18 protein-coding genes are annotated in these 21,777 nt (G+C 66.7%); 11 read left to right on the top strand and 7 right to left on the bottom strand.

The window, feature by feature from the left end; translation table 11 throughout:
- Position 1 precedes the first annotated feature (1 nt).
- Positions 2-868, top strand: coding sequence for an LLM class flavin-dependent oxidoreductase (locus tag A5678_RS24085; RefSeq protein ID WP_068047955.1), 867 nt, complete (start codon positions 2-4; stop codon positions 866-868).
- A gap of 51 nt (positions 869-919) precedes the next feature.
- Here A5678_RS24085 and A5678_RS24080 read toward each other — a convergent pair whose 3' ends face one another.
- Positions 920-1,717 carry an enoyl-CoA hydratase/isomerase family protein gene (locus A5678_RS24080; RefSeq protein WP_197502241.1) on the bottom strand — a complete coding sequence of 266 codons (798 nt, stop codon included), beginning with the start codon at positions 1,715-1,717 and terminating at the stop codon, positions 920-922.
- An 84-nt stretch (positions 1,718-1,801) separates the two neighbouring features.
- On the opposite strand from A5678_RS24080, the gene A5678_RS24075 reads away from it, so the two are divergent.
- Positions 1,802-2,719 (top strand): SAM-dependent methyltransferase, encoded by a 918-nt coding sequence (locus A5678_RS24075; protein WP_068047948.1) that lies wholly within the window; start codon positions 1,802-1,804, stop codon positions 2,717-2,719.
- Here A5678_RS24075 and A5678_RS24070 read toward each other — a convergent pair.
- On the bottom strand, positions 2,716-4,653 hold the full coding sequence (locus A5678_RS24070; protein ID WP_068047947.1) for a fumarylacetoacetate hydrolase family protein: 1,938 nt from the start codon (positions 4,651-4,653) through the stop codon (positions 2,716-2,718). The genes A5678_RS24075 and A5678_RS24070 overlap by 4 nt on opposite strands.
- Complete coding sequence (locus A5678_RS24065) at positions 4,650-6,920, bottom strand: ATP-dependent DNA ligase (protein WP_231983747.1); 2,271 nt, start codon at positions 6,918-6,920, stop codon at positions 4,650-4,652. Before A5678_RS24065 ends, A5678_RS24070 begins: the two co-directional genes overlap by 4 nt.
- 136 nt (positions 6,921-7,056) lie before the next feature.
- Between A5678_RS24065 and A5678_RS24060 the strand changes: the two genes are divergently transcribed.
- From A5678_RS24060 to A5678_RS24040, 5 genes are all read left to right on the top strand, one after another.
- Positions 7,057-8,565: a mannitol dehydrogenase family protein gene (locus tag A5678_RS24060; RefSeq protein WP_156747062.1), complete on the top strand. Its 1,509-nt coding sequence runs from the start codon at positions 7,057-7,059 to the stop codon at positions 8,563-8,565.
- Complete coding sequence (locus A5678_RS24055) at positions 8,562-9,419, top strand: HAD hydrolase-like protein (RefSeq protein ID WP_068047938.1); 858 nt, start codon at positions 8,562-8,564, stop codon at positions 9,417-9,419. Before A5678_RS24060 ends, A5678_RS24055 begins: the two co-directional genes overlap by 4 nt.
- 114 nt (positions 9,420-9,533) lie before the next feature.
- Positions 9,534-10,946: a mannitol dehydrogenase family protein gene (locus tag A5678_RS24050; protein WP_068047935.1), complete on the top strand. Its 1,413-nt coding sequence runs from the start codon at positions 9,534-9,536 to the stop codon at positions 10,944-10,946.
- Positions 10,943-11,854: a carbohydrate kinase gene (locus tag A5678_RS24045; RefSeq protein WP_068047932.1), complete on the top strand. Its 912-nt coding sequence runs from the start codon at positions 10,943-10,945 to the stop codon at positions 11,852-11,854. The genes A5678_RS24050 and A5678_RS24045 overlap by 4 nt, the downstream gene beginning before the upstream one ends.
- A gap of 90 nt (positions 11,855-11,944) precedes the next feature.
- On the top strand, positions 11,945-12,838 hold the full coding sequence (locus A5678_RS24040) for a Ku protein (protein ID WP_068047929.1): 894 nt from the start codon (positions 11,945-11,947) through the stop codon (positions 12,836-12,838).
- An 18-nt stretch (positions 12,839-12,856) separates the two neighbouring features.
- Here A5678_RS24040 and pstA read toward each other — a convergent pair whose 3' ends face one another.
- From pstA to pstS (A5678_RS24020), 4 genes are all read right to left on the bottom strand, one after another.
- Positions 12,857-13,759: a phosphate ABC transporter permease PstA gene (gene pstA, locus A5678_RS24035; RefSeq protein WP_068047926.1), complete on the bottom strand. Its 903-nt coding sequence runs from the start codon at positions 13,757-13,759 to the stop codon at positions 12,857-12,859.
- Positions 13,756-14,691, bottom strand: coding sequence for a phosphate ABC transporter permease subunit PstC (gene pstC / locus A5678_RS24030; protein WP_156747065.1), 936 nt, complete (start codon positions 14,689-14,691; stop codon positions 13,756-13,758). Before pstC ends, pstA begins: the two co-directional genes overlap by 4 nt.
- Positions 14,692-14,760: 69 nt before the next feature.
- Positions 14,761-15,873: a phosphate ABC transporter substrate-binding protein PstS gene (pstS, locus tag A5678_RS24025; RefSeq protein WP_068047920.1), complete on the bottom strand. Its 1,113-nt coding sequence runs from the start codon at positions 15,871-15,873 to the stop codon at positions 14,761-14,763.
- A 182-nt stretch (positions 15,874-16,055) separates the two neighbouring features.
- Positions 16,056-17,168 (bottom strand): phosphate ABC transporter substrate-binding protein PstS, encoded by a 1,113-nt coding sequence (pstS, locus tag A5678_RS24020; RefSeq protein WP_068048012.1) that lies wholly within the window; start codon positions 17,166-17,168, stop codon positions 16,056-16,058.
- 281 nt (positions 17,169-17,449) lie between these two features.
- Between pstS (A5678_RS24020) and A5678_RS24015 the strand changes: the two genes are divergently transcribed.
- From A5678_RS24015 to A5678_RS24000, 4 genes are all read left to right on the top strand, one after another.
- Positions 17,450-18,241: an SDR family oxidoreductase gene (locus A5678_RS24015; protein WP_068047918.1), complete on the top strand. Its 792-nt coding sequence runs from the start codon at positions 17,450-17,452 to the stop codon at positions 18,239-18,241.
- A 23-nt stretch (positions 18,242-18,264) separates the two neighbouring features.
- A complete protein-coding gene (locus A5678_RS24010; RefSeq protein WP_068047915.1) occupies positions 18,265-19,341 on the top strand; it encodes a diacylglycerol kinase in 1,077 nt (358 codons plus the stop codon).
- Between the two features lie 126 nt (positions 19,342-19,467).
- Complete coding sequence (locus A5678_RS24005) at positions 19,468-20,694, top strand: Nramp family divalent metal transporter (protein WP_068047911.1); 1,227 nt, start codon at positions 19,468-19,470, stop codon at positions 20,692-20,694.
- The gene (locus A5678_RS24000) at positions 20,695-21,756 is read left to right on the top strand and encodes a poly-gamma-glutamate hydrolase family protein (RefSeq protein WP_068047908.1); all 1,062 of its coding nucleotides are present in this window, start codon (positions 20,695-20,697) and stop codon (positions 21,754-21,756) included.
- The last annotated feature ends 21 nt before the right edge of the window (positions 21,757-21,777 follow it).

Here is a 21,777-nt window from a genome sequence, read left to right as displayed (position 1 = left end):
CGTGCGGTTCACCTACGCGGAGGCGATGACCGACTACAGGTACTACATCCCGCTGGCCCAGGCGGCCGAGGCGGCCGGCTACCACGCCATGACCATCGCCGACAGCATCGCCTACCCGTTCGAGTCCGACTCGAAGTACCCGTACACGCCCGACGGCGATCGCGAGTTCCTGGACGGCAAGGAGTTCATCGAAACCTTCGTGCTGACAGCGGCATTGGGGGCGGTGACGACGAAGCTGCACTTCAATTTCTTCGTCCTCAAGCTGCCCATCCGGCCGCCGGCGCTGGTCGCCAAGCAAATCGGTTCGTTGGCCGCGCTGACCAACAATCGGGTGGGCTTCGGTGTCGGCACCAGCCCATGGCCGGAGGACTACGAACTGCTGGGCGTCCCGTTCGCCAAGCGCGGCAAGCGCATGGACGAATGCATCGAAATCATCCAGGGGCTTACCAGCGGCGACTACTTCGAATTCCACGGCGAGTTCTACGACATCCCGAAGACCAAGATGACGCCGGCTCCCACCGAGCCCATCCCGATCCTGATCGGCGGGCACGCCGACGCCGCGCTGCGGCGCGCGGCCCGATTGGACGGCTGGATGCACGGCGGCGGCGACCCGGAGGAACTCGACGGGCTCATCGCCAAGCTCAAGCGGTATCGCGAAGAAGCCGGCAAGACCGGACCGTTCCAGATTCACGTCATCTCGGCCGACGCGTACACCGTGGACGGCATCAAACGGCTAGAGGACAAGGGCGTCACCGACGCCATCGTCGGGTTCCGCATTCCCTACATCAAGGGCAGGGACACCGAACCGCTGGAGAACAAGATTCGCAACCTGGAGATGTTCGCCGAGAACGTCATCGCGAAGGTCTAGCGGCGGTCGCCACACTCACAGAAGCCGGGGCCGACGCCATCGGGCCAGCCCTCACAGCGGATCCCATCTCGGAGCACGCTTCTCCCGGTGCGCCTTGGCCGCCTCGGCCGGGTTGTTGGTGAAACCGCTCAGGATCTGGGTGCGGTTCTCGATCTCGATGGCATGCCGCAAACTGGGCGCGTCCAGTGCCGCGTTGAGACCGATCTTGGTCTGCCAGACGCCATAGGCGTTGTTCTCGGCGATGGACCGGGCGACCTTCAGCGCGGCAGCCATCAGCTCGTCGGGCGCGACCACCTCGTGCACCAGCTTGATCCGGTAGGCCTCGGCCGCGTCGATGATGCGGCCGGTCAGCATGAGCTCGCGCGCCACTCCGGCTCCGACGATCTTCGGCAGCAGGTAGCTGGTGCCCATGTCCATCGAGGAGAAGCCCGCCTTGATGAACGCCGAGGAGAACCGGGCCCGCTCCGAAGCGACGCGGATGTCGGAGACCAGTGCGAACGCCAGCCCTCCCCCGACGGCCACGCCGTTGACCGCGGCGATCACCGGAATGGGCAGCTCATAGATCCGGGTGAACAGCTCGGCCAGGCGGACCTGGGAGTCGTAGTTGACCTTGAACGGCGGGGTCGACGGTCTGGGCTTGGTCCACGGCTCGCCGGTGCCACTCAAGTCGGCCCCGGCGCAGAATCCGCGCCCGGCGCCGGTCAGGATCGCGGCCCTGATCTCGCCGCCACCGAGCGCATCCAAGGCGCGGTCCACGCCGTCGATCAGCGATCCGTCGATCGCGTTGAGGCGCTCCGGCCGGTTCAGGGTGATGCGGGCGATGTCGCCTTCGAGGGTTTCCAATTCCACTGGGGGCATAGCCGAAACCGTAGGCGACGCGCTGTTCACCGATGGGGCTTACGGTGGTTTGGCCGCCACATCGAAGGAGCAACCATGGCACGAACCGAAGGTGACAGCTGGGACCTGGCCAACAGCGTGGGGGCGACGGCCACCATGGTTGCCGCGGCCCGGGCCGCCGCGAGCAGGCGTCCGCAACCGGTCATCACCGACGACTTCGCCGAACCGCTGGTGCGTGCCGTGGGATTGGACGTGTTCAGCAAGCTGGCCAGCGGCGAGCTGGATTCCGACGAACTCGAGCAGAGCGTCGGGTTTCATCGGATGGTCGACACGTTCGCCGCCCGCGCCCGCTATTTCGACGATTATTTCGCGGCGGCCGGCCAGGCGGGCCTCCTGCAGGTGGTGATCGTGGCGTCGGGGCTGGACGCCCGCGCCTACCGGCTGCGCTGGCCGGTCGGCACCACGGTGTACGAGATCGACCAGCCCGAGGTGATCGCGTTCAAGGCGGCGACGATGTCTGAAATCGGGGCGGCGCCCACCGCCACGCTTCGCGAGGTGGGAATCGATCTGCGCGACGATTGGCCGGCGGCGCTGCAGGAGGCCGGTTTCGATCCTGCGCATCCCACGGCGTGGCTCGCGGAGGGGGTACTGATCGGGTGGCTCCCGCCGGAGGCCGAGGTTCGGCTGCTGGACTCCATCATCCCGTTGTCCGCCGAGGGCAGCCGGTTCGCCGCCGACTACGGAACGGTGAGCGGGACTTCGCCGGAGGCCGAGGAACAAGACCGGCTCATGACCGAAGGCTGGCGACGGTGGGGCCTTGACATGGACCTCACCGACTTGACGTACCCGGGCGAGCACACCGACGTCGCCGCGCATCTGCACGCGAACGGTTGGGACACCACCGAATCCCGGCTCACCGATCTGTTCTCCGCTGCCGGACTGCCGGAGTTGGGGCAGGCCGCGCAGCGGGTTCCGGCCACCACGATCAAATTCGTTCGGGCCGTGCGGCTTTAGCCTCGCTTGGCCAGCCACTCGGCTTGCATCACCAGCAGGGCCATGACCTCCAGCTGCGGGGTTCCCGGGTCGAGTTCGCGGTACCGCTGATAGACGTTGACGACCACTCGCTCCGCATCCAGCCAGGTCGCATACTCACCAAGGTCGATGGTGTCCGCCGCTTCGGACCACGATAGCCCCCGGCGGTAGGCGGCCTCGGCTTGTTCGGACACGTGCGCGAGATATCCACGGACCGCACGGATTCCGTCCGGATCGCTGACGGGGCCATGGCCCGGCACCACCGTCGGCGCGTCGAGCGCGATCATCGCGTCGCAGGCGGAGATCCAATTGGCGATCGGACCGGCCCACACGATAGGGGTGCAGCCGATGAACAGCAGGTCGCCACCGAAGAGCACCCCCGCGTCGGGCACGTGTACCACCGAATCCGCGGCGGTGTGCGCGGGGCCGAGGTTCAGCAGTTCGACGCGCCGCCCACCCACCTCGATGGTCAGCTCGCGATCGAAGGTCTGGTCCGCGTTGCGCACCTTGATGCCGCTGAAGTCGAAGTGCCCGAAGCGATCTCGCGTGTACGGAGTGGCAACCGGGCCGAGGTTCGCGGTCTGCGCCATCGCCAGCATTTCGGGTGCCATCCCGTGCGCGATCTCGTCGGCAGTGCCCTGCGCGGCGATGATCCGTACCGAGGCGTCGAGCAGCTGGTTGCCGTGGGTGTGGTCCCCGTTGGAGTGGGTGATCAGCGCGTCGGTGATGGGCGCCGACGAGGTGATATCCCGCATCGCGGTGAGCATTTCGCGGGTCAACGCCAGGTCGAACAGGGTGTCGATGAGCAGGGACGCCCCGTCGCCGGCGACCAGCCCGGCGTTGCTCCACCCGTAGCCGCCGTCCGGCAGCGTCCACGCCCACACCCGATCGGCGACCTCGTGCAGGCCGCGGGTGTAGGGGACCTTCGCGTGCGCCCGGTTCACCCGACGCGGGGCGGGCGCCGCGTCGGGGTTGGGCCGGGCCGCCAGCGGGTGCGGTGGGCCGCTGGCCCGCACGGTTTGCCGGGTCTCCCCCAGCCCCTGGACCTGGAGCGTGACGACGTCGCCGTCGTGCAGCCAGCCGGGGAACGAGTCCAGCGCCGTCGGGTTCAGATGCTCGACCAGCGTGCAGGTCGGCACGGTGCCGGAGCCGATGACGTCGCCGGGAACGAGCGTCACGCCGCGCGACGCGTAGGAGATGACTTCGCCGAAGGTCCAATCCATTTGGGCGGTCGACCCCGACCCGATCACGGTGTCGTTGACCAGGGCGGTCGCCCGCAGGGCCAGCCTGCCGTCCCGCCGGTACGGTTCGAGCTCGTCCGGCGTCACCAGGTACGGACCCAGCGTGACGCCGCTGTCTTTGCCCTTGCCCTGCCCGATGCCCAGTTGGCTTTCCATTTGCTGCAGGTCCCGTGCGGACCAGTCGTTGAAGATGGTGTAGCCGATGATGGCGCGTTCGGCTTCGTCGACCGAGAGGTCCCGCCCGCCGGTTCCGATGACCGCGGCGATCTCCAATTCGAAGTCCTGCCAAGCACTTCCGGGAGCGGTCGGGACGTCGTCGTAGGGTCCCAAAACGGTTGCCGGGCAAGCGAAATAAAACGCCGGTATCCGATACCAGGTGTCGGCGAGTGCCCCCCCGGCGCCCAGAGCGACCTGACAGTTGCGCATGTGGTCGAGAAAGCACAGGGAGTCGCGGATGGACGGCGGGCGTGGGATCGGCGCCAAGAGTCGCGCCGCACCGAGGGGCACCGTCGCCGCCGGTGCTCGCAGCACCTCATCGCCGGCCGCGCGCAACCCGTCGGCGCCACGGCCGATCAGGTCGAGCAGTGTCACGCCCGCGGGCATCGCGTGGATGGCGTCACCGGAGAGCACCCCGGTGCGTTCCCCGTCGGCGTCCAGGTAGGTCACCCATTTCATTCGCGCACCACCTCACTCGGCTCCTTGTCCGGCCGCAGCCCACGCCAGCTGGATTGGCGTAACCGGTCATCCGGGGTCCACTCGCTGTAGCGCACCTCCCCCACCAGCACCGGCTCGACGAACGTCACGCCCCTGGCCTCACTGCGGGGAAGCGGTGGGGTGAAGGGAGATTGGTCGGTGTGCAGTGGCGCCAGCGTCTTCTTCAGGTTGGCAAGGTCACGTTCGGTGAACCCGGTTCCGACCCGCCCGGCGAAGTGCAGACCCCCGTCGGTCGGGATGCCCATCAGCAGCGAGCCGATGCCGCTGCTGCGGCCGCCCTCGCCCGCCTTCCAGCCGCCGATGACGACTTCCTGGGTGTTCCAATGCTTGTCCTTGATCCAGGACGCCGACCGCCGGCCCGGCTGATAGGTGGAGTCGCGCTTCTTGGCGACCACGCCCTCCCAGCCGTGCTCAGCCGAGTGCTCCAGCGCTTGTTTCCCGTCACCCGGCAGCAATTCGGGAACGATCAGGTCGCTCCCACTCGCGAGCGTTTCCAACACCTTTCGGCGGTCCTGGTACCGGGCCCGCAGCAGCGAGCGGCCGTCGAGGAACAGCACATCGAACGCCCAGAACTCCACGCGGCTGCCGCGGCCGCGGTTCTGCATCGCATGGAAGCTCGGCACCCCGGCGGCGTCCAGGACCACCGCCTCGCCGTCGAGCACCACGTGATGGTCGGCGAGATCTGCTGCCAGCGTGCGTAATTGGGGATATTCATTGGTTACCTCGCGGCCGCGCCGGGACCGCACCCGTAAAGCGCCGTGGTCGATTTCGACCAGCAGCCGGTAACCGTCCCATTTGCCCTCGAAGGCCCACTGGCTCGCCTTGCACGCCGATATCGAGCCGTGGGTGGCGAGCATGGGCGCGATCCCGTCGAAGTCGAAGGTCTTCTGGTCCTTCATCCGGTGCGCCAGCCACTGGTCGCCGTTGGTCTGGATCAGCGCATAGCGGCCGGAAACCTTGTTGCCCCGCAGATTGACGATGACCTCCCCTTTTTCGGCGGAGTCATTGAACTTTTCCGCCTCATAGGTTCCGGAGTCCCAGATGATCACCTTCCCGGCCCCGTACTCCCCGTTGGGGATGTTGCCCTCGAACGTCGCGTATTCCAGTGGATGATCCTCGGTGTGCACCGCCAGGTGATTCACCGCGGTGGTTTCCGGCAGGTTCTTCGGCACCGCCCACGACACCAGCACGCCGTCGCGCTCCAGCCGGAAGTCGTAGTGCAGCCTGCGGGCATGGTGTTCCTGGATGACGAAGGAATTGCCTTGGCCCGTTGCCGGTTTCGTCCGGGGGACCGGTTCGGGAGTTTTCGACGAGTCCCGCATGCTGCGGTACTTGGTCAGCCGGTCCGGGACGGCGACGTCGTTGTCCAGCGCCGCCAGCAGATCGCCGTCGCGCGCGACCCGGTCCAGCACCTCGTCGTAGCGCAATTGACGCAGCGACCCGGGCGCGCCGAGTTCCGCCCAGGTGCGGGGCGCCGCGACCGTCGGATGCTGACGGCCGCGCAACGAATACGGTGCGATGGTCGTCTTGGCCCCGTTGTTCTGGCTCCAGTCGAGGAACACCTTGCCCGCCCGCAGGCTGCGGGTCATGGTCGACGTGACCAGCTTGGGCATCGACTTTTCCAGTTGCTGGGCAACGCGTTTCGCCAACACGGTCGCGCCCCTGCTGCTCACCGGCTCCGCCAGCGGCGCGTAGAGATGCAGGCCCTTGCTGCCGCTGGTGAGCGGAAACAGCGTCAGCCCGATGCCGTCGATGAGATCGCGCACGGCATGGGCCACCTCGGCGAGCTGAGCCATGGTCACGCCTTCACCGGGGTCGAGGTCGAACACCAATCGCGTAGCCGGGCCGGGCTTGAGCTGTTCAGCTTTGCTTCGGGTCCACTCGGCGACGAACCGCCACTGCGGCACGTGCACTTCCAGCGCGGCCTGTTGCGCGATCCAGGCCAATCCTTCTGGGCTGTCGATGATCGGGTATGTCGTGGTCCCGGACCGGTGGGTGACGCTGGCGCGCGGCAGCCAGTCCGGCGCCGACGAGGCCAGTTGCTTCTCGAAGAACGAATCCTGTTCGACGCCGTTGGGCCAGCGCTTGCGGGTGGCCGGGCGCCCCGCGATGTGCGGGATCATCACCTCGGCGATCCGGGTGTAATAGTCGAAGACGTCCCGCTTCGTGGTCCCGGTGGCGGGGTAGAGCACCTTTTCGGCGTTGGTGAGCTTCACCCGCGGTGCCATGAGAGTCAACTTACGCGTTTGAGCAGCGCGCATCGCTTCCCACCACGGAGTATGTCTTAAACGTAAATTTCTGTGACATCGATTACGAAGGCGTTAGACCCGCGGGCAGCCCGGGCACGGAGTATCGATGCCCATAATGTCCCGACGTCCAGAAAGCGGCGTCCCCCTCAGCAATGCCACCCTGCAACTGCACTCCCGGCGAATCGCCATACCCACCTACGAGAGGTCGGCCCTGCAACGCGGTGTCGTTCACATCGGTGCGGGCAACTTCCACCGCGCACATCAGGCCGTCTACTTCGACGACCTTGCCCGCTCAGGCATTTCGCATCGTTGGGGTGTTACCGGCGTCAGTCTCCACTCCCCGGGCGCCAAAGACCTGCTGTCCGCACAGGACGGGCTTTACACCGTCGTACAGCGCGGCCATGACGGGCAGACCGCCCGCGTGGTCGGTTCGATCGGCTCCGTCCATTTCGCACCGAATGACGGCGCAGCGGTCCGGGCCGCACTGGCGGATCCGCGAACCCGAATCGTCAGCCTAACGATCACCGACAACGGATACTTCCTGGATCCGGTCACCGACGAGTTCGACGCCTATCACCCCGACGTGCGCGCCGACCTGGTCGCATCCGACGGCTATGCCACCGCCTGGGGATATCTGGCCGAAGCCCTCGACTGGCGCCGCCGCGCGGGCTTCGCGCCGTTCACCGTGCTGTGCTGCGACAACATTCCCGGCGACACCCGCCCGGCGAGAACCGCGCTGGTGTCGTTCGCCGCGTGCAAGGATCCGGGACTTGCCCGCTGGATCGAAAAGCATGTCGCGTTCCCGTCGACCATGGTCGATCGCATCACGCCGCAAACCTCGAAGTCTGAGCGCACATTCGTCGAGCAGACATTCGGCGTGGCCGACAAGTGTCCGATCGTGACCGAGCCGTATCGCCAATGGGTGATCGAGGATTCGTTCAGCGATGGGCGGCCGCCGCTCGAGGAGGTCGGCGCCGAATTCGTCGCCGATGTCAGCGATCACAAGCTGATCAAGACGCGTCTGCTCAACGGAACCCATATCGCGCTCGCGTGCTTGGCCACGCTGGCCGGTTACCAGCGAACCGACGAAGCGATGCGGGACCGCGTCGTGTTCGATTACGTCGAGAAGCTGCTGCGCGACGAAATCCAGCCGCTGCTGCCCGCAGTCCCCGGGATGAACTGCCCCGAATACCGGGCCACCCTGCTCGACCGGCTCGGCAATCCCTGCATGAGCGACCAGTTGTCGCGGCTGGCCCGGCGGGGAACCAGCAAAATCACCTCCTTTGTGCTGCCCTCGCTGCAGGAGGCGATCACGCGGGGTAGACCGCACACGCTGCTGATGTTGGGTGTTGCGGGGTGGGCCCGGTATATGCGGGGCCACGACCTCCAGGGCCGCAAGCTGCGCCTCGAAGACTCGCAGGCGATACCGGTCGCTAGGTTGGCCAACATGGCAGGCAACAACCCTGATCCGCTGCTCCGACATGCGATGTTCGCCGACCTACGCGCGGTGCCCGGCTTTGCCAAGCGCCTCGGCACGATGATCGCGGACATCGACACGCGCGGTGTGGTGCCCACCCTGCGCGACGCGTTGCGCAACGACGAGCGGGAGTTGGTGTCTCGATGAACGACGGGCTGACCTTAGTGCGCACATTCGACCCGGCGCAGATCACAACGTTGCTCTGTGACGCCGATGACAACCTGTTCGCTTCGGAGCGGCCGGCGTTCGAAGCGTCGACCGGGGTCATGAATCGTTTCCTGGCCAGGTTCGGCGTGACCGCTCCGCTCGACTCGGAGGAGTTGCGTAAGCGCGCCGTCGGGAAGAACTTCCGCGCCATGGCTCTGGGCCTGGCCGTCGAGTGCCAATTGCCGCTCGATCCGGCGTTGGCCCGGGGTCTTCCCGCAGCGGTGATCGCCTCGGCCGGCGACCTGACGAGCAGCAAGGCGTTGTCCGCCGACGAGCTCGAGCAGTGGGTGCGCGAAGAGCGGGAACGGGTGACCGCTCACCTGGCCGTCACCCTGACCCCCGACCCGCGGGTGCTGGGACCGCTGCGGGACCTCGCGCCGCACTATGCGCTGGCGGCCGTCAGCTCCAGCGCCACCAAACGTCTGCGTGCGTGCTTCGCCGCCACCGGCATCGACTCGCTGATACCGGAGGCTGTGACTTTCAGCGCGGAGGATTCACTCCCGGTGCCGACAAGCAAACCCGACCCGGCGGTGTATCTGCACTCCGGCCAGGTGATGGGCGTCGCAGCGGAACAAGGCCTGGCCATCGAAGACTCAGTGGCAGGCGTGAGTTCCGCGGTCGCAGCCGGCTACGCCGCCGTGGGCAACCTGATGTTCGTGCCACCCGACGAACGGGATTGCCGCCGAGCGGATTTGATCGATGCGGGCGCGGTCGCAATAACCGATTCGTGGCGTGCGCTTGCCGATGTCCTGCTGCTGTCGGCTGTGCCGACCGGAGGTGCCCCGCTCGCCTAGGGCGTCGGCTGGTCCGCGACTGGTCCAAGCCGCTGGGCTTCTGCCCGCGGCCGTCATACCGTCGAGAGGTGCCGCGAGCCGAATAACGGCTGCGGCCCGGTGAGGAGTTGGCCAATGGTGGCTAGCGCGATCAACCTGAACAATGCGTCGCTTTCCGAACTGCCGATCGAGGCGCCGAACTACGACCGCGGCAGCGTGGCCGTCGGAATCGCGCATATCGGCGCCGGTCATTTCCACCGCGCACATCAGGCCGCCTACCTCAACCTGCTGCTGCAACAGGGCCTGGCGCACGACTGGGGCATCTGCGGCGTAGGGGTGATGCCCGCCGACTGGACCATGCGCGACGTCCTCAACGGTCAAGACGGGCTGTACACGCTGATCTTGGAGAACCCCAACGGCAGCCGGGACGCCCAGGTGATCGGGTCGATCGTCGACTACCGCTACGCCCCGGACGATCCGGAATCGGCGTTGGAGGTGCTCACCGCGGCATCCACCCGGATCATTTCGCTGACCATCACCGAAGGCGGGTACCGCGACCCCGATGGGCCGGCGTTCGCGTTGATCACCGAGGCGCTCACCAGGCGGCGCGATCGGGGAATCGCCGCGCCGACAGTCGTCTCCTGCGACAACATCGAGAACAACGGTGACGTCGCCAGGCGCACTGTGCTCGCCGGTGCCGAACGCAGGGATCCCGCGTTGGCCGAATGGGTGGCTGAACACGTCCGGTTCCCGAGTTCGATGGTTGACCGCATCACTCCGGCAACGACTTTGGAGATGGCCGCGGAAGTGCGGCGCGACTTCGGCGTCGACGACCGGTGGCCGGTGGTGGCCGAACCCTTCACCGCCTGGGTGATCGAAGACGACTTCGCCGATGGCCGGCCGCCGCTCGAGCACGCGGGGGTGCTGATGGTCGACGACGTACGCCCGTACGAGCTGATGAAGCTGCGGCTGCTCAACGCTGGGCATCAGTGCCTGGCCTACTTCGCCCATCTGTGCGGCTTCCAGTTCGTCCACGAGGCGGCGCGCGATCCCCTATTCGCCGAATTCTTGCTGTCCTACTTCGACAACGAGGCGATCCCCACTCTGCCGCCCGTGCCGGGAATCGACCTGCACGAATACGGCCGCACTCTGGTCGAAAGGTTCGCCAACCCGGCCGTGCGCGACACCGTCGCGCGCATCTGCGCCTACTCGTCCGACCGCATCCCGAAGTGGCTGTTTCCGGTCATCTGCGACAACCTGGCCAACGACGGTCCGGTTCAACTGGCGGCCGCGGCGGCGGCCAGCTGGGCGCGCTACGCCGAGGGCACCGACGAATGGGGTAGGCCTTACGAGGTGGTAGACCAGCTCGCGGATTCGCTCATCCCGATCGCCCGGTCGCAACACCAGAACCCCGCCGCGTTCATTGAGGTGACCGCCGTGTTCTGCGATCTGGCACACCAACCACGGTTCGTCGAGGCGTATTGCTGGGCGCTGGATTCGTTGCACAGCAAGGGAGCTCGGGCGACGCTGGAGGCTTTGGTGCGATGACCCGCGGGCTGGTGATCGGCGAGTCGCTGATCGATATCGTCGACGGGCACGAGCATGTCGGTGGCAGTCCGCTCAACGTCGCCGTCGGACTCGGCCGGCTGGGCCGCGAGGTCGACTTCCTGACCCACATCGCCGACGACCCGCATGGCCGGCGCATCATCGACTACGTGAAAAGTGCTGGGGCACAGCTTGCCCCGGGCAGCACCGCGGCTATTCGGACACCGACCGCGGTAGCGACCCTCGCCGCGGACGGATCCGCCACCTATACCTTCGATCTCGACTGGCGGCTCTCCGGCACACCTGAGGTTCCGCCGCCATTGTTCGTGCACACCGGGTCCATCGCCGCCGTGCTCGAGCCGGGCTGCTTGGCGGTCGCGGCGTTGATCGACACCTACCGCGTCTCGGCCACGGTCACCTTCGACCCCAACGTGCGGCCGTCGCTGATCGACGACCGCGATCTGGCCCGTGCGCGGATCGAGCGCCTCGTCGAGCACAGCGACGTCGTCAAGGTCAGCGACGAGGACCTGCGCTGGATCGACCCCGATCAGGAACCGGAGCGGACCGCTCGAGGCTGGCTGGCTTCGGGACCGGCGATCGTGGCGGTGACGATGGGCGCCCGCGGCTCGCTGGCGTTGTGCTCGGCCGGCGAGGCACGCGCGGCCGCCAGGCCCGTCCGGGTGGTGGACACCGTCGGCGCCGGCGACGCCTTCACGGTGGGCCTGCTCGATGCGCTCTGGGGAATGGAGTTGTTGGGCGCCGAACGCCGGTCCGCCCTGCGCAACATTCCGACCAATCTCCTGGCGGAAGCGCTCGAGGCGGCCAGCCTGTTGTCCGCCGTGACCGTGAGCCGCGCCGGGGCGGACCTCCCCCATCGCGCCGAGCTGCGGGCCCAGGCAAACCGGCCATAGCTTCCCGGCGGGCCTCGATGCGGTCACGAGCTGCGGCGCGACGGCCCGGCGTCCTGTTAGCCGGCGAACAGTATGGGCATACTGACTTACATGCGCTCCATCTGGAAGGGCTCGATCGCGTTCGGGCTGGTCAACGTCCCGGTCAAGGTGTACAGCGCCACCCAGGACCACGACATCAAGTTCCATCAGGTGCACGCCAAGGACAACGGCCGCATCCGATACCAACGCGTGTGCGAGGTGGACGGCGAGGTCGTCGAATACCGTGACATCGCCCGGGCGTTCGAATCCGACGACGGGCAGATGGTCATCATCACCGACGACGACATCTCCACCCTGCCCGAAGAACGCAGCCGCGAAATCGAAGTGCTCGAGTTCGTTCCCGCCGAAGAGGTCGACCCGATGCTGTTCGACCGGAGCTACTTCCTCGAGCCGGACTCCAAGTCATCGAAATCCTATGTGCTGCTGGCGAAGACGCTCGCCGAGACCGACCGCATGGCGATCGTGCACTTCACGCTACGGAACAAGACGCGGCTGGCAGCGTTGCGCGTCAAGGACTTCGGCAAACGCGACGTGATGATGGTGCACACCCTGCTGTGGCCCGACGAAATTCGCGACCCCGACTTTCCGGTGCTCGACAAGGAGGTCGAGATCAAGCCCGCGGAGCTCAAGATGGCCGGTCAGGTGGTGGAGTCGATGGCCGAAGACTTCAACCCCGACCGCTACCACGACACCTACCAGGAGCAACTGCAGGAGCTGATCGACGCGAAACTCGAAGGCGGCGAAGCCTTTACCACCGAGGAGCAGCCCAAGGAACTCGACGAGACCGAGGACGTCTCCGACCTGTTGGCCAAGCTGGAGGCCAGCGTGAAGGCGCGCTCCGGTAACGGCAAGGCCCCCGCCAAGAAGGCACCGGCCAAGAAAACCGCCGCGAAGAAGGCACCGGCGAAGAAGGCACCCGCCAAGAAGGCCGCGTCGAAATCCTGACGCGGAATCGCCGCGTACTCAGCGCCGCCGGGTCGCCAGGAACCGCGTCGCCGCCGCGATCAGGTTGATCACGGCGACGATGATGATCAGGCTCAGCGCCGCACCCCAGATGCGCAGGAAACCGGCGTGCTCGGGATTGGTGAGTTCGGTGTAGATCAGCAGCGGCAACGAGGCCATGTTGCCGTGGAAGATGTCGGTATTGATCGACCGGCTGTAGCCGACCAGCACCAGCACCGGAGCGGTTTCGCCGATCACCCGCGCTACCGACAACAGGATGCCGGAGACGATGCCCGGCATCGCGATCGGGAACACGATCCGCGTAATGGTCTTCCATTTGGGAACACCGAGCGCGTAGCTGGCCTCGCGCAGGTCGTCGGGGACCAACCTCAGCATCTCCTCGGCGGACCGCACCACCACGGGCAGCATCAGCAGGACCAGCGCCAGCGATACGGCGAACGAACTCTGCTGGAAGCCCAGGGTGGCGATCCAGAGGCTGAAGATGAACAGCGCCGCCACGATGGAGGGCACCCCCGCGAGCACGTCGACCATGAACGTCGTGAGGCGCACCAGCCGACCGGAACCGTATTCCACCAGGAAGACCGCGGTCATCAGGCCGAGCGGCACGGACAACAGCGCGGCCACCCCGGCCTGCACCACGGTTCCGTACAGCGCGTGATAAACGCCACCGGCGAACTGCTCCGGCAGAATCCCGCGCAGCGAGTGGGTCCACCACGTCGATCGGGTGACCGCGTACCAACCCCGGGCCACCACGACCGACAGCACCCAGACCAGCGGCACCAGCGCGACGAGGAACGAGGCGACGAAGAATATCGTCGCCGCGCTGTTCGTGAGCCGGCGCCGGACGCTGACGGGCCGGAACGCCTGGGTTTTGACCGGCCGGTCGAACACGTTTGCCGTCATCCGTTGACCTTCCCGCCGGCGATGGCGCGGGCCAGCGCGTTGACGACGAACGTCAAGACGAACAACGCGAAGCCCGCGGCGATGTAGGCCCCGGTGGGCAACGGTGCGCTGAATTCGGCTGCCGCGGAGGCGATCTTCGAGGCGAAGGTGTACCCGCCGTCGAACAGCGACCAATTCCCGGGGCGCGCGGCGGAGCGCAGAATGATCAGCACCGCCACCGTCTCACCGAGCGCGCGGCCCAGCCCCAGCATCGACGCCGCGATGACACCGCTGCGACCGAACGGCAGCACGGTCATCCGCACCACCTCCCATTTGGTGGCGCCCAGCGCTTGCGCCGCTTCCATCTGGATATGCGGGGTCTGCCGGAACACCTCACGCGAGACAGACGTGATGATCGGCAGGATCATCGCCGAAAGCACGATGCCCGCGGTGAAGATGGTGCCGCCGCCGGCCAGTGAGACGTTGCCCTGCTTGAACAGGAAGAACCAGCCCAGGTTGCGGTTGAGGAACGCCGCGATGGGCTCGATGTTGGGCGCCAGCACGAAGATGCCCCACAATCCGAAGATGATCGAGGGCACCGCGGCCAGCAGGTCCACGATCGCCCCGAACGGGCGGGCCAGCCGCTTGGGCGCGTACTGGGTGAGAAACACCGCGATCCCGACCGCGACCGGCACCGCAACCACCAGGGCGGTGAGCGAGCTCAGGACGGTCACCATCAACAGGTCGCGGATGCCGAACGCCAGCTTCCCCGGGTCGGTGGTGCTGAATTGGGCGCTGGTGAAGAAGTTCGCGTGGTTGACCCGTAGCGACGGAACGGCACGAATCAGCAGGAACAGCGCGATCAGCAGGATTGCGACCACGATCGTCGACCCGGCAGCGGCAGCCGTCAGCCTGAACAGCCGGTCTCCCCGCCGACCTGACGGCGTACCCAGCGACTTGAGCTCAGGTTTCTTGGGAGTCGACGGGCTGGCTACCGCTCCTCGGGTCACGACCACCTCAAATCACGTGATGGCGTTGATCGAAGCCGACAGTCTGGACTTGAACGAATCCGGGATGGGGATGTACCCATTGTCGGCCAGGCCACTCTGCCCCGCACCGATCGTACTTTGCAGGAACGCCTTCACCGCGGTGCCGACCTGCGAATCGGGATACTTCGAGCAGACGATCTCGTATGTCGCCAGCACGATCGGGTAGGACCCGGGCTGGGTCGGCTTGTAGAAGGAGAGCGTGTCGAGCACCAGGTCGTTGCCCTGCCCGCTGATTTTGGCCCCGGAAATTGTCCTGCCGACCGAGTCGGCGCTGATCGCCACCGCGTCGGGACCGGCAGACGTGACGACCTTGGCCATGTCCAGTTTCTGCGCCTGAGCGAACGACCATTCGTTGTAGGTGATGGATCCCTCGGTGGCCTTGATCGCCGCCGAGGTCCCGTCGTTGCCCTTGGCCCCCTCACCGACGCCGCCCTTGAACGTCTTTCCGGAGCCCTTGCCCCACGCGCCGTTGGAGGCGGCGTCGAGGTATTTCTGGAAGTTGTCCGTGGTTCCGGATTCGTCGTTGCGGAAGACTACGTGAATCGGCTCGGCGGGCAACGTCACGCCGGAGTTCAGCGCCGCAATGGCCGGGTCATTCCAGGTCGTGATGGCGCCGTTGAAGATCTTCGCCGCCGTCGGGCCGTCGAGGCTCAGGGAACTCAGGCCCTTGACGTTGTAGGTGATGGCGATCGGACCGAACACCACCGGCAGATTCCATGCGGGTGAGCCGCAACGCTGCTGCGCCGCCGCGTATTCCTTGGCGGCAAGTGGCGAGTCCGATCCGCCGAAATCGGTTTGGTTGCCGTTGAATTCACTGATTCCCGCACCCGAGCCATTGGCGGTGTAATTCAACGTCTGGCCGGAGCAGGCTTGTTCGAAGGCGTTGACGAAGCGCGTCATCGCGTTGGCCTGGGCGGTCGACCCGCTGGCCTTCAAGGTCTTCTTCCCGCCACAGGCGACCTTGCCCGACGACGACGCGCTCGTGGCGCTTCCGCCGCTGGCGTTGTTGTCACTTCCGCACCCCGACAACGCCAGCGCACCAGCGGTCACGACGCTCAGCGCGGCGCCGAATCGGTTGAGTTTCAAGTCACTTCCTAACGGTAGGGGTGAACAGGATTGCCGACGTTCTTCCAGCCGCTGCCCGGCGACCAGCGTCTCTCGCAGCAACGAAGCTAACAGCAAGAAGGTTAACGTTGGGCAAATTGCCGTCGGCCGATTGTCGCTGGCCAAGACGGCTTGCGGGGCCGCCGCATGCGGGTGCGGGGAGCTCACGAAATGGCGTCGATCGCTGCCGACAACCGGGACTTGAAGGACTCCGGAACGGGGATGTAGCCGTTGTCCGCCAAGCCGTTCTGTCCCGCGCCCACGGCGCTCTGCAGGAAAGCCTTCACGGCAGCCGCGACCTGGGGATCCGGATACTTCGAGCAGACGATCTCATAGGTTGCGAGCACGATCGGGTAGGAGCCCGGCCGGGTCGGCTTGTAGAAGGAGAATGTGTCGACGACCAAGTCGTTGCCCTCCTCGGTGAAGTCAGCACCGGCGATCGTCTTGCCGACCGAGGCGCCGCTGATCGCCACGGCGTCCGGGCCGGCCGACGTGACGATCTTGGCCATGTTGAGTTGTTGCGCCTGGGCGAACGCCCACTCGTTGTAGGAGATCGCCCCCTCGGTGGCCCTGACCGCCGCTGACGTGCCGTCATTGCCCTTGGCCCCCTCGCCGACACCGCCGTTGAATGTCTTTCCGATGCCCTTGTCCCAGGCGCCGTTGGCGGCGGAGTCCAGGTATTTCTGGAAATTGTCTGTCGTACCGGACTGGTCGTTGCGAAAGATCACCCGAATCGGCTCGGTGGGCAACGCGATGCCCGGGTTAAGCGCGGCAATGGCGGGATCGTTCCAGGCCGTGATGGCGCCCTTGAATATCTTGGCGGCCGTCGGGCCGTCCAGATTCAGCGAAGTCACACCCGTGACGTTGTAGGTGATCGCGATCGGCCCGAACACCACCGGCAAATTCCACGCCGGCGAACCGCAGCGTTGCCGCGCCGCGAAGTATTCGATGGGAGCCAGCGGCGAGTCCGACCCGGTGAAATCCGTTTGATTCGCCGTGAATTCGCCAATCCCCGCGCCGGAGCCGTTGGGCGTGTAGTTCAGCGTTTGGCCGGGACAGGCCTGTTCGAACGCCCTGACGAATCGGGTCATCGCATTGGCCTGGGCGGTCGACCCGCTGGCCTTCAGCGACTTCTTCCCGCCACAGCTCAGCTTGCCGGAAGACGTGCCCGGCCCCGCATTCGCCCCCGCCCCGTTTTCGTTGGTTCCGCAACCCGGCAGCGCCAGGACGGCAACGGTCAGCACACCTATTGCGGCGCGAAATCGATTCAGCCCCAATACGATTCCCATCGGGAAAGGTCGAGCATCATCGCCACCATTCAATAGCCGCTGCGCGCCGACCAAACGGTCAGCACTAAGGCTAGCGCCGGGCGGATGTTCTCGCAGTGGACGCGAAACGCGGCGAGGCCGGCCGGTTCCGGCGGTGAACCGGGAGTGGGCGCGGGGCGTTACATCGCTCCCTCCATATGCAAAAGTAGAACCTGTTCCAGAAATGCCGCATCCGAGACGGCGGGGCTTGCTACCGTGTCGGCTGACAACTTGGGCGAAGAGAGGCCGCAATGATCCTTGACAGATTTCGTCTCGACGACAAAGTCGCCGTCATCACCGGTGCCGGCCGCGGCCTCGGGGCGGCCATCGCGCTGGCTTTCGCCGAGGCCGGCGCCGATGTCCTGATCGCCTCGCGGACCGAATCGCAACTAGAAGGCGTCGCCGAACAGGTCCGTGCCGCCGGTCGGCGGGCGCACATCGTCGCCGCCGACCTGGCCCACCCCGAGGTGACCGCGCAGCTGGCCGGCCAGGCCGTCGAGGCCTTCGGGAAACTAGACATCGTCGTCAACAACGTCGGCGGCACCATGCCCAACACGCTGCTGACCACCTCGACCAAGGACCTCAAGGATGCCTTCACCTTCAACGTCGCCACCGCCCACGCGCTGACCGTCGCGGCGGTGCCCCTCATGCTCGAGCACTCCGGGGGCGGCATCGTCATCAACATCACCTCCACCATGGGCCGGCTGGCCGGACGCGGCTTCGCCGCTTACGGCACCGCCAAGGCGGCGCTGTCCCACTACACCCGGTTGACCGCCCTGGACCTGTGCCCGCGCATCCGGGTCAACGCGATCGCACCGGGATCGATCCTCACCTCCGCGCTGGACGTGGTCGCGTCCAACGACGAGCTGCGCGCGCCGATGGAGCAGGCCACCCCCATGCGCCGCCTCGGTGATCCCGTCGACATCGCCGCCGCCGCAGTCTATTTGGCTTCTCCGGCGGGCAGCTTCCTGACCGGTAAGACGCTGGAGGTCGACGGCGGCCTCACCTACCCCAATCTCGACATCCCAGTCCCGGATCTGTGACCCCCGACCGCTAAGGAGCCGTCATGGGAATACCCGTCGTTCAATTGGGCACCGGCAATGTCGGCGTCCACGCGCTGCGAGCGCTCATCATCAACTCCGAGTTCGAGCTCAGGGGCGTCTGGGTGTCCTCGGATGCCAAAGCCGGCAAGGACGCGGCGGAGCTGGCCGGACTTTCCGATCCGACCGGCGTGCTGGCCAGCACCGACCTGGACGCTGTGCTCGACACCGGACCGCAGTGCGCCGTCTACAACGCGCTCGCCGACAACCGATTGCCCGAGGCGCTGGAGGACTACCGGCGCGTCCTGGCCGCCGGGATCAATGTGGTCGGGAGCGGCCCGGTCTTCTTGCAGTACCCGTGGCAGGTGATTCCCGAAGAGCTCATCAAGCCCATCGAAGACGCTGCGCGCGAAGGGAATTCGAGCGTGTATGTCAACGGGATCGATCCCGGCTTCGCCAACGACCTGCTGCCGCTGGCGCTGGCCGGCACCTGTCAGAACATCCAGCAGATTCGCTGTATGGAGATCGTCGACTACGCCACCTATGACAGCGCCGCGGTCATGTTCGACGTCATGGGCTTCGGCAAGCCGCTCGATGACATCCCCATGCTGCTGCAGCCCGGCGTGCTCAGCCTGGCGTGGGGATCGGTGGTCCGGCAACTGGCGGCCGGCCTGGGCGTTTCGCTCGACTCGGTCGCGCAGGAGTACGTGCGCGTGCCGGCGCCGGAGGACTTCGACATTGCGTCCGGGCACATCCCCAAGGGCACCGCCGCCGCGCTGCGGTTCGAGGTGTTCGGCATGGTCAACGGCGACCCCGTCGTCGTTCTCGAGCACGTCACCCGGCTGCGCGAGGACCTGTGCCCGGACTGGCCGCAGCCCGCCCAGCACGGCGGGTCCTACCGCATCGAGATCACCGGAGAACCTTCCTACGCGATGGATGTCTGCCTGAGCAGCCGCAAGGGCGACCACAACCACGCCGGGCTGGTCGCCACCGCGATGCGGGTGGTCAACGCGATCCCCGCGGTGGTGGCTGCCCCGCCGGGGATAGTGACGACGCTGGACCTGCCCCTGATCACCGGCAAGGGCCTTTACCTGCCGGACTGAGCAGCGGGCGCGGCATGAAGCGCCGGCGCCATTGACCACCGAATGGTGGGGTGGCCTCCGGGTCCCCCGCGAGTCTTCGGCTAACCTCACTTTCTTATTCGGTCGTGTGAATCGAAGGGCGCCACGTTGACGCAGAGCAGCCAGGACTCGCTGAAAAGCAGTTGGTATCTGCTCGGGCCTGCTTTCGTCGCCGCGATCGCCTATGTCGATCCGGGCAACGTCGCCGCGAACGTCAGCTCCGGCGCGAAGTTCGGCTACCTGCTGCTGTGGGTCATCGTGGTGGCCAACGCGCTGGCCGGTCTGGTGCAGTATCTGTCGGCCAAGCTCGGACTGGTCACCGGACGCTCGTTACCCGCGGCCATCGGCAAGCGAATGAGTCGGCCCGTCCGGCTGGTCTACTGGGTCCAGGCCGAACTGGTGGCGATCGCAACCGATATGGCCGAAATCGTCGGCGGGGCAATAGCGTTGCGGATCCTGTTCGATTTGCCGCTGCTGGTCGGCGGCGTCATCACCGGGATGGTGTCCCTGCTGCTGCTGGCGATCCAGGACCGGCGCGGCCAGATCATCTTCGAGCGCGTCATCACCGGACTGCTGCTCGTCATCGCCATAGGCTTCGCGGCCAGCTTCTTCGTGAAGACGCCGCCGCCGGGGGCCGTGCTGGGCGGGCTGCTGCCGCGCTTCCAGGGCACCGAAAGCGTGCTGCTTGCCGCCGCCATCCTGGGCGCCACCGTGATGCCGCACGCCGTGTACATGCATTCCGGGCTGGTCCTCGACCGACACGGCCATCCGGCTGAGGGCGCCGCGCGACGCCTGCTGCTGCGGGTCACCCGGCTGGATGTGGTCCTGGCGATGGCCGTCGCGGGAACTGTGAACGCCGCGATGCTGCTGGTCGCCGCGATCAACCTGCAGCACCGCAACATCAACGCGTCCATCGAGGGCGCCTACTCCGCGATTCACCACACGCTGGGCGCGGCCATCGCGGTGCTGTTCGCGATCGGGTTGCTGGCCTCCGGGCTGGCATCGTCGTCGGTGGGCGCCTACGCCGGCGCGATGATCATGCAGGGGTTGCTGCACCGCAGGATCCCGATGCTGGTGCGCCGTTTGGTCACCGTGTGTCCCGCCCTGGTGATCCTCGCGGTCGGATTCGACCCCACCCGGGCGCTGGTGCTCTCTCAGGTCGTGCTGTCGTTCGGGATACCGTTTGCGGTCCTTCCGCTCGTAAAGCTGACCAGCGACCGGGACCTGATGGGCAGCGACACCAATCATCCCGTCACGACGGTTGTCGGCTGGGCCGTCGGCGTGATGATTAGTCTGCTTAACGTGGTGCTTATCTGGCTGACGGTGACCGGCTGAATGCCGGCCCGCCGGCATGCCTACTTCGCATATGGGTCGAACCTGTGCGTCAGGCAGATGGCGCTGCGGTGTCCCGATGCCGCCGATCCACGGCCGGCGGTCCTGTCCGATCACGACTGGTTGATCAACCAGCGCGGGGTGGCCACGGTCGAGCCGTGTGCCGGGAATCAGGTACACGGCGTGGTCTGGCAGATTTCCGATGGTGACCTGGCGACCCTGGACAGCGCGGAGGGTGTGCCGGTGCGCTACCGGCGCGACCGGCTGACCGTGCACACCGACGCCGGGCCGTCGCCGGCGTGGGTCTACATCGACCATCGGGTGACACCGGGTGCGCCCCGACCGGGCTACCTGCCCAAGATCATCGACGGCGCCGTGCAGCACGGGCTGCCGCAACGCTGGATCGACTTCTTGCGGCGCTGGGATCCCTCGCGCTGGCCCCGCCGGGCGTCGGTGTCGACGTCCGGGCCTGCGCCGCAATCGCTTTCAGCGTTGTTGAGCGAGCCTGGAGTGATCGAGGCGAGCCGATTGCGTTCGCGTTTCGGCTTTCTCGCCATTCACGGCGGCGGCCTGGAAGAAATGACCGACGTGATCGCCGAGCGCGCCGCCGCCGCCGTCGACGCATCCGTGTACGTGTTGCGGCATCCCGACCACTACCCGCACCATCTACCGTCGGCGATGTTCGACCCGGCCGAGTCGCGGCGGCTCGCCGAGTTCCTCGACCATGTCGACGTTGCGGTGTCGCTGCACGGCTACGGCCGCATGGGGCGCAGTACGCAGCTGCTGGCCGGCGGCCGCAACCGCGCCCTGGCCGCGCATCTGGCCCGGCACATTCAGCTGACCGGCTACCGGGTGGTCACCGACCTCGACAACATCCCGCCGGAGTTGCGGGGTTTGCATCCGGGCAATCCGGTGAATCGGGTGCGCGAGGGCGGGACCCAGCTGGAGCTGTCGCCTCGCGTGCGGGGTCTGAGCCCGCGCAGCCCGCTGCCCGGCGACGACGGCCTGTCGCCGGTCACCAAGGCGCTGATCCAGGGACTGGCGGAAGCGGCGCGTTGTTGGTAATTGTCCTTCGGTTGAACGGAG

The sequence above is a fragment of the Mycobacterium sp. E2733 genome (assembly GCF_001667585.1).
In the GTDB taxonomy this organism is placed as follows: domain Bacteria; phylum Actinomycetota; class Actinomycetes; order Mycobacteriales; family Mycobacteriaceae; genus Mycobacterium.
The sequence above is the reverse complement of the archived record's forward strand: the minus strand, read 5'-3'. Positions and strand labels throughout refer to the sequence as shown.